Origin of the sequence: Paenibacillus sp. oral taxon 786 str. D14, from assembly GCF_000159955.1 — a bacterium.
Lineage (GTDB): Bacteria > Bacillota > Bacilli > Paenibacillales > Paenibacillaceae > Fontibacillus > Fontibacillus phoenicis.
The window spans coordinates 392,898-401,414 of sequence record NZ_GG695973.1 but is presented as its reverse complement, the minus strand read 5'-3'; the positions used below and the strand labels follow the sequence as shown (position 1 = coordinate 401,414).

Genomic DNA, 8,517 nt, shown 5'->3' with positions numbered 1-8,517 from the left:
AATTTTCAATATGATGAAGCAAGTGAAGTATTATATTATCACGATGGACACATCTATTATAAAGAAATAAGGGACAATGGGAATGAAGTTTTGATTACAGCAGCTGATACCGACTACTTATTACAATTGGGTGATGATGGTCTTTATTATATAGCACCTGAATAACGCTTATAAGGTATCGACTCGCAAGAAGTGACGGTACGTCTGAATGCGGCGCTGGTTAAAGAGTAATCCAGTTTATTCCAAAGAACGTTGCCATCATGAGTCACGATAATATCACCATACTCAAATGCTGCAAAGCTGATATCATTTGTACCTTCAGGGGAATAGATAATAACGAATAAAATCGAATATTAATGCTTGACTTCTATGTCGAAGTCGATATAATAGAAAAAGTGGCCCGATTTTTTAGAATCGGTAAAACACTTGATTACGGGACGTAGCTCAGCTTGGTAGAGCACCTGGTTTGGGACCAGGGGGTCGCATGTTCGAATCGTGTCGTCCCGATCCATGGAAGCAGTCATCTTAACGGATGGCTGCTTTTTTAATGTTTAAGAATGGGATGCCGCCGTTTTCGAGAATTGAATAAAGGCTCCCACTATCGGTCAAAATAGAGACAAAAGTCCGATAGAAGGGGATAACCGTGAATATCTTCCAAATCAAAAAACATCTGAAAAAACGATGGAGAAGATGGAGACGCGCCATATGGACCGCCAGCGCCTTGGCACTGATTGCGGTTATGGCCTGGATGGGGCTTCGATTATCCGATCAAATGGAGAAGTTGATGGCTCGTGAACCGATGGCGATCGAAACCCTGGGAATGTGGCAAGAAGCTGCTCCGGATGCCGATAACGAATGGTTATCGGATCTGGAAGAGGGGAAATCGAGAATCGTCCATCTGACGAAAATATACACCTGTGGTGAAGAAAGCAGTGTTCTCGGCATTATGACCCCCAATGAAATCGCTGAGTTGATGAAGGATCACCCTACATGGAAAGGCAGACTTGGCGCAGGGGGCGACGTTTGGATCGAAGAGAAAATCGATGGTCTTTCCGAAGACTGCAAAACGCAAGGATACATCGGCTTGGACAAGGATGGCAACTTAACGTTATTTGACGGTCCGCCGAAGAAGGAAAAGGCAGTTCGTACTTTTTTTCAGATCGACGTGGAAATGATGGAGAGCGCTTTGCCGGCAGAAGTAATCCAGCAGTTGCGGCAAGGGATTCGTATTCAGGATGTTGAGGAATACAATAGTGTACTGTCCACCTTCAGCGATTTCGCGATTGAACCGTCGGAGAGAGTCATGCAGCAGGAGGAACAGCCTTAAAACGCTGCTCGCTTATTTTCGCTGAATGAATAATAGAACAACCAGAAGAGGGTGTCTCATGAAGTTATCGTAGATAACGGAGGGACGTCCCTCTTTTTATTTTGCCAGCGTTAATTACACTTTTTTCACCTGCAAATAAGTTTTTCCTCAATCTTGACCGATCTTTTGCTATAATAAAGTGAATACATATGTTCGCTTTATGTAGGACAGGGCTCCATCCGAGGATCAAGGGGGAGTTATAGCAACGATAGGGGGAGATGAGCCTTGCGGATACTTGGAATTGACCCTGGCATTGCGATTGTCGGGTTCGGATTTATCGATAAACAAGGCAATAGGGTCACGCCGGTGCAGTACGGCTGCATCCAAACCGAGGCCCATACGCCCGAGGAAGAACGGCTTATGCATGTCTATGAGGCGATGGTTCAGTTGATTGACAAATATAAGCCGGATGCGGTGGCGTTCGAGAAGCTGTTTTTTAATCGGAACGTTACGACGGCGATGTCGGTCAGTCAAGCGAGGGGCGTGTTGGTGCTCGCTGCGGCACAGAAGGGGCTTCCGATTGCGGAATACACCCCGATGCAGGTGAAGCAGGCGATCGTAGGTTACGGGAAGGCGGAGAAGCGCCAGGTGCAGGAGATGACGCGCATGTTCCTGAAGCTCCAAGCGATTCCGAAGCCCGACGACGTGGCGGATGCGTTATCCGTGGCGATCTGCCATGCGCATTCGTATACTTTAAACTCTAAAATAAACGAGGTATTGCGTTCATGATCGATTTTTTGCGGGGCCAGATTGCCCATTTGGAAACAGAGTACGTCGTCTTGGATGTACAGGGGGTAGGGTATCGGGTGTTTTGTCCGAATCCGTACGCTTTTGCAGCCAAAGGACAGGAAACGGTGACGATCTACACCCATCACCATGTTCGTGAAGATGCGATTCTGCTGTTTGGATTCCCAACCCGCGAGGAGCAGAAGCTGTTCCGCAAGCTGATTGAGGTATCCGGGATCGGCCCGCGTGTGGCGCTGGGGATCTTGAGCGGCGGGAGCCCGGACCATGTTGTGGCGGCGATTCATCAGGAGAATGTCTCCTTTTTGACCAAGCTGCCCGGGATTGGGAAGAAGACGGCGCAGCGGATGATTTTGGACCTGAAGGACAAGCTGGAGGGCGTCGGAGGTACGTTGTTTGATCCGGTGCCTGCGGATGTTGGCGAGACCTTGGGGGATGACGGTAATCCGGGATGGCCGGAGGCGCGCGAAGGCCTGAAAGCACTGGGTTATACCGAAGCAGAGCTGGACAAGGTATGGCATCGCCTGAAGGACGATGTCGGGCCGGACGAGGCGGTAGATTCCGTCATGAAGAAGGCGCTCAAGCTGCTGTACGCCGGCTGAGGATGAGGACAGGAAGGGGAGCGTAGCGCATGATGGAGGACCGGATTATTTCCGCGAATTTAATGCTGGAGGACCAGGCGGTGGAGTTAAGCCTGCGGCCGCGTTATTTGGCGGAGTATATCGGACAGAACCAGATCAAGGAAAATTTAAAAATATATATCGAAGCGGCAAAAATGCGCAAAGAAGCGCTGGATCACGTGCTGCTCTATGGACCGCCAGGACTCGGCAAGACGACGCTGGCTAACATTATCGCCAACGAGCTGGGCGTGAATTTGCGCACGACCTCGGGACCGGCCATTGAGCGGCCGGGGGATTTGGCTGCGCTGCTGACCAATCTGCAGGAAGGCGACGTCCTGTTTATCGACGAGATTCACCGGCTGCATCGGACGGTGGAGGAAGTGCTATATCCGGCGATGGAGGATTTTGCGCTGGATATTATGATCGGCAAGGGGCCAAGTGCGCGGTCGGTTCGGCTGGACTTGCCGCCTTTTACGCTCGTTGGCGCTACGACGCGGGCAGGGCTCCTGTCGGCGCCGCTACGAGACCGTTTTGGGGTCGTCAGCCGCCTCGAGTTCTATAACATCGACGAACTTAGCTATATCGTGTCGCGAGGCGCGGATATTTTTGGCATCGAAATGATTGGGGATGCGGCGACGGAAATCGCGCTTCGTTCGCGGGGGACGCCGCGGATTGCAAACCGCTTGCTGAAGCGCGTACGCGACTATGCGCAGGTGCGGGGCGACGGTATGATTACCACGGAGATCGCCAAAGAAGCGCTGCAGATGCTGCAGGTTGACCCGATGGGGCTGGATTTGATCGACCACAAAATGCTGCGGGCGATGATTACGAGCTTTCGCGGCGGCCCCGTCGGGCTGGATACCATCGCCGCAACCATCGGTGAAGAGAGTCAGACGATCGAGGACGTGTATGAACCTTACCTGCTGCAGATCGGATTTCTGCAGAGGACGCCGCGAGGACGGGTGGTCACGCCGGCAGCCTATCAGCATTTAGGTCTGCCGATGCCCGAGACACCTTAGCATTTGTGAACTTGGCTCGAAGGCATCATAAAGGGGGAGAAGCAGGTTTGAAACGTACAACACGAACGAGACGAGCATTTTCGTTAGCCCGATGGGGAAAAGGAATTGTTGCGGGTTTGCTGTTAGCTGGGGCTTTTCAGCTGCCGGCAGCGGCTGACGATTCGGATACATCTCGCGTCCGCGTAGCGATGTACCTGGACTTGGGCAGCACCTATAAATCGACAACTCCAGCTGTTACTTTAAAAACGGCGGCAGCGGCAGAGGTAATCTTGGCGGGCAGTTCGGCGCCGGAGACTTGGCTGCAGCTGGGAGCGGGGGCTACGACGAGATTTAGCGTCAATGGATATAAGGTTAAAGCATTGGAATCTGCGGATTGGGCAACGGTCGCTGCTGCGGTCAAGAAGCTGCAAGCCACGTCAGACCGTCCGGTGGCTTATGCCGTAAATCAAGCGGGAAGCACAATCTACCGCGTTTATACAGGCCCTTACGCCAGTGCAGCGGAAGCGCAAAAAGCAGCGGATCGGGTCAGCCAAACGCTGTCTGCATCCTTAAAAGGCGCTAAAGCCGAAGCACGCGGCCCTCTGTACGTGTCCGCCGGTTCGTTTGCAAGTCAGGCGGAAGCCGAGAATCTTCGCCAAACGCTGTCCGCCCAGCATGCGGAGGCGGTAGTGGCGATGACCGGCCCCGGGCAATATGCGGTATGGATCGGCGGCGCGTTAAGTGCCTCCGAGCAGTCCGCGCTCCAAGCCGAGCTGGCCGGACTCCATCCGAATCTTTCCTTAGCGCCAGTTAATGAAAATGTCCCTGCATTACTCCTGCACCGGGACGTGACGCTAAATTTGGAGGCTCCGGCAGGCGTTGACCATTATGAGTTAAGCGGAGAAGGCACCAAATTGACGCTTCGGGATAACGGCAATTCGCCGATCCAGGTGGTGGAGCGTTCGGGGCGCAGCTACCGCGGAGATTTTGAGATCAGTAAAGTGAACGGCCAACTGGCGCTCGTCAACGAGCTGCCGTTAGAGCAATACCTGTATTCTGTTGTCGCCGGTGAAGTTCCATCGTCTTGGCCGCAGGAGGCGTTGAAGGCCCAGGCGGTTGCGGCACGCAGCTATGCGCTGTATAATGCAGGGCTCAATAAGTTTAAGGTAGCCGGCCTGGTGGATACGACTTTAAGCCAAGTCTACAATGGGACGGAAAAAGAGGTCGCCAGCATCGTTCAAGCGGTGGATGCTACGGCAGGAGAAGTGCTGGTATCGTCAAACGGACAAATTGTAGAAGGCATCTTTGCGTCGAACAGCGGCGGGGTGACGGCGGATTCGGTTGAGGTTTGGGGGAATGTGAATCCGATCTATTCCAGCGTTCCCAGCGACGGGGACGAATCTGCGCAAGCCTCATTAAAATCGTGGTATTATGTGCTGTTGTCGAGCGGGATCACGGGATACGTCCGTGAAGATAATACGGTGGTCAATGGGACGAATCCGGCAGGGTTGCAGAAGCTGACGGTGACGACCAGTAACGTCTTGGTCCGGAAGCTGCCGCTCATTCAATCGGATGTGGATCCCCTGGCGAAGCTGAATCCGGGCGACCAGGCCATCGTGTTGGTCAAGGTGCCTGAATCCAGCTCCTATGCGTGGATTCGCGGACCTTATACCTCGGACGAACTGGTGAAGTCCCTGAAGGGAAAAACGACATCCGACATCCCATCTTCGATATGGAATCTGGAGGTCAGCCAGCGGGGCCCATCCGGACGCGTGACGCAGGTCAAAGCCAATGGACAGCCGCTGAACGTCAAATATCCGGATACGTATCGCTCTGCTCTGAATGGCTTGCCCAGCACTTTGTTTGATATCGTGCAAACGGGACGTTATACTGTACAAGGTGCAGGAGGAACGACTGGTACCGGTACAGCTATGTCCGCAACGACGATTCAGTCGGCATCAGGCAAGACGACAGCCAGCGGCAAGCTGGTTGTGATGAGCGGCGATCGAACAGCCCGCGTGGTGGATACGTCGAACCAATTCGTCTTCGTGGGACGCGGAAACGGTCATGGTCTGGGACTTTCCCAATGGGGGGCCAAAGGATTGGCCGACGCCGGGTATGATTACCGGCAAATCTTGCAACACTACTATCAAAATGTGTCTATCGTTAAGGAATGAGAATATACCGATGAATGTAGATCTATACGACTTCGAGCTTCCGGAGGAGCTCATCGCCCAGACACCGCTAGCCGAACGCACCGCTTCGCGCTTGCTGACGCTAAATAAACAGACCGGGGAAATCCGGCATCACAAGTTTTCCGATATATTGGATTACTTACAGCCAGGCGATACGCTGGTGCTGAATGATACGCGGGTCATTCCCGCCCGATTGTTTGGGATAAAGGAAGGGACCGGTGCCAAAGCCGAAGTGCTGTTGCTCAAAAACTTGGGCGAGGACCGCTGGGAAGCCTTGGTCAAACCCGGTAAGAAATTAAAAACCGGATCGGTGATCGTGTTTGGGGACGAGCTGCGAGCCACCGTCGAGTCCGAAGGGGATATGGGCGAACGCGTACTTCGGTTCGCTTATGAAGGGATTTTTAACGAAATCCTAGATCGCTTGGGCCAAATGCCGTTGCCTCCTTATATTAAGGAGAAGCTGGATGACCGCGAACGTTATCAGACTGTGTATTCCAAGCATGAGGGTTCAGCCGCCGCACCAACGGCAGGCTTGCATTTCACCGAAGAGTTGCTGGAGCAAGTGCGGGCGAAAGGAGTGACGATCGCTTTCGTCACGCTGCACGTCGGGTTGGGCACGTTCCGGCCGATGTCGGTGGACCGGGTTGAGGATCACGTCATGCACGAAGAATATTATGTGCTGCCGCAGGAAACAGCTGACGTCTTAAATGAAACGAAAGCGAGAGGCGGCAGGGTCATTGCCGTCGGGACGACCTCGGCACGAACGTTGGAGACGGTGGCTAAGCAATGTGAGGGCGGCCCCATCGTCAAGAGCAGCGGCTGGACAGGGATCTTTATTTATCCCGGCTACCAGTTTGGACTGGTCGATGCGCTGCTTACGAACTTCCATCTCCCGAAATCAACGCTGGTGATGCTGGTCAGCGCGCTGGCGGGACGCGAGCGGATCCTCCAGGCTTACCAGGAAGCGATCAACTTGAAGTACCGGTTCTTCAGCTTCGGTGACGCCATGTTTATTTACTAAACGCATTTTTATTTGAGTAGAGGATGGTTGATCAGATTGGCAGCAGCAATTACGTATGAACATATCAAAACCTGCAAGCAGTCCGGAGCCCGGTTAGGGCGCGTGCATACGCCGCACGGCTCGTTCGAAACACCGATCTTTATGCCGGTGGGTACGCAGGCAACAGTAAAAACGATGAGTCCGGAAGAGCTGAAGGAGATGGATGCGCGAATCATCTTAAGCAATACGTACCATCTCTTCCTGCGTCCGGGACATGAAATTATTCGTGAGGCCGGCGGACTGCACAAATTTATGAATTGGGACCGCGCGATTTTGACGGACAGCGGCGGGTTTCAAGTGTTCTCGCTGAGTGAAATGCGCAAAATCACGGAGGAAGGCGTACATTTCCGCTCCCACTTGAACGGCGATAAACTATTCCTGTCTCCGGAAGTGGCAATGGAAATCCAAAATGCGCTCGGCTCGGACATCATGATGGCGTTTGACGAATGCCCGCCGTATCCGGCGGATTATGAATACGTGAAAAATTCCCTGGAGCGTACGACCCGCTGGGCGGAACGCTGCTTGCAGAGCCATGCCCGTCCGCACGATCAAGGACTGTTTGCCATCGTTCAAGGCGGCATGTACGAGGATCTGCGCAAGCAAAGCGCCCGCGATTTGACTTCCCTAGATTTTCCGGGGTATGCTATTGGTGGACTGAGTGTAGGCGAGCCTAAGCCGCTCATGTACGAGGTGCTGGAATATACCGTTCCGCTGCTGCCGGCAGACAAGCCCCGTTATTTGATGGGAGTCGGATCTCCGGATGCCTTAATTGAAGGAGCGATTCGCGGCATCGACATGTTCGATTGCGTGTTGCCGACTCGGATCGCGCGCAACGGTACGACGATGACCAGCCAAGGCCGTTTAGTCGTACGCAACGCTCAGTATGCCAACGATTTCGGACCGCTGGATCCCGAGTGCGACTGCTATACCTGCCGAAATTACTCCAGGGCGTATCTCCGCCACTTGATCAAAGCCGACGAGACGTTTGGGCTGCGATTAACTACATACCATAATTTGCATTTCCTCATCAATCTGATGGGTAAAGTTCGTCAGGCGATTATGGAAGATCGGTTGTTGAGTTTCCGGGATGAATTTTTTGAGCAGTACGGTCTGTTTGGCAATGACAAAGGATTTTAAGAAAAAGCGTTAGTTCGATTTTGGAAAGGGGGAAATGACATGTTCTTTCAGTATGCCGCGCAACAAACAACTGGCGCCAACTCGCTTATCTCCATGATCATTCCATTTGTTATCATGATCGCCGTTTTCTACTTTTTATTGATTCGTCCGCAGAAGAAGAAGCAGCAGCAACGTAATTCGATGCTGAGCGCTTTGAAGAAAGGCGATAAGATCGTGACGATTGGCGGATTGCATGGAACGATTATGGAGCTGACCGACGATACGGTAGTGCTTCGCGTGAATGACGTGACAAAGCTGACGTTTGACCGCAGCGCGATCAGTCACACCATTAAAGAGTCGGAAGGTTAATCGCGTTACAGACAAACACAAATAGGAAGAGCCTGTATGCTACAGGCTC

8 protein-coding genes and 1 tRNA gene are annotated in these 8,517 nt (G+C 52.8%); all 9 read left to right on the top strand.

What is annotated here, in order from left to right:
• Positions 1-433: 433 nt before the first annotated feature.
• The 9 genes from POTG_RS08500 (at position 434) to yajC (ending at position 8,468) form a co-directional block, all read left to right on the top strand.
• Positions 434-507, top strand: a tRNA-Pro gene (locus tag POTG_RS08500).
• 136 nt (positions 508-643) lie between these two features.
• Positions 644-1,327 carry a BofC C-terminal domain-containing protein gene (locus POTG_RS08495; RefSeq protein ID WP_009224424.1) on the top strand — a complete coding sequence of 228 codons (684 nt, stop codon included), beginning with the start codon at positions 644-646 and terminating at the stop codon, positions 1,325-1,327.
• A 264-nt stretch (positions 1,328-1,591) separates the two neighbouring features.
• Positions 1,592-2,095, top strand: a complete 504-nt coding sequence (gene ruvC, locus POTG_RS08490; protein WP_009224423.1) for a crossover junction endodeoxyribonuclease RuvC — start codon at positions 1,592-1,594, stop codon at positions 2,093-2,095.
• Positions 2,092-2,712, top strand: coding sequence for a Holliday junction branch migration protein RuvA (gene ruvA / locus POTG_RS08485; protein WP_009224422.1), 621 nt, complete (start codon positions 2,092-2,094; stop codon positions 2,710-2,712). The genes ruvC and ruvA overlap by 4 nt, the downstream gene beginning before the upstream one ends.
• Positions 2,713-2,744: 32 nt before the next feature.
• Positions 2,745-3,749 (top strand): Holliday junction branch migration DNA helicase RuvB, encoded by a 1,005-nt coding sequence (ruvB, locus tag POTG_RS08480; RefSeq protein ID WP_036644827.1) that lies wholly within the window; start codon positions 2,745-2,747, stop codon positions 3,747-3,749.
• Between the two features lie 116 nt (positions 3,750-3,865).
• Complete coding sequence (locus POTG_RS08475) at positions 3,866-5,905, top strand: SpoIID/LytB domain-containing protein (RefSeq protein ID WP_009224420.1); 2,040 nt, start codon at positions 3,866-3,868, stop codon at positions 5,903-5,905.
• A 10-nt stretch (positions 5,906-5,915) separates the two neighbouring features.
• Positions 5,916-6,944, top strand: coding sequence for a tRNA preQ1(34) S-adenosylmethionine ribosyltransferase-isomerase QueA (queA, locus tag POTG_RS08470; protein WP_036644734.1), 1,029 nt, complete (start codon positions 5,916-5,918; stop codon positions 6,942-6,944).
• Positions 6,945-6,980: 36 nt separating this feature from the next.
• Positions 6,981-8,120 carry a tRNA guanosine(34) transglycosylase Tgt gene (gene tgt, locus POTG_RS08465; RefSeq protein WP_009224418.1) on the top strand — a complete coding sequence of 380 codons (1,140 nt, stop codon included), beginning with the start codon at positions 6,981-6,983 and terminating at the stop codon, positions 8,118-8,120.
• 39 nt (positions 8,121-8,159) lie between these two features.
• Positions 8,160-8,468 carry a preprotein translocase subunit YajC gene (gene yajC / locus POTG_RS08460; RefSeq protein WP_009224417.1) on the top strand — a complete coding sequence of 103 codons (309 nt, stop codon included), beginning with the start codon at positions 8,160-8,162 and terminating at the stop codon, positions 8,466-8,468.
• Positions 8,469-8,517 lie beyond the last annotated feature (49 nt).

Bases quoted from the DNA above. Each gene is read 5' to 3' on its own strand.
- ruvB (WP_036644827.1), top strand. From the start codon at position 2,745: ATGGAGGACCGGATTATTTCCGCGAATTTAATGCTGGAGGACCAGGCG.
- queA (WP_036644734.1), top strand. From the start codon at position 5,916: ATGAATGTAGATCTATACGACTTCGAGCTTCCGGAGGAGCTCATCGCC.
- yajC (WP_009224417.1), top strand. From the start codon at position 8,160: ATGTTCTTTCAGTATGCCGCGCAACAAACAACTGGCGCCAACTCGCTT.
- ruvA (WP_009224422.1), top strand. From the start codon at position 2,092: ATGATCGATTTTTTGCGGGGCCAGATTGCCCATTTGGAAACAGAGTAC.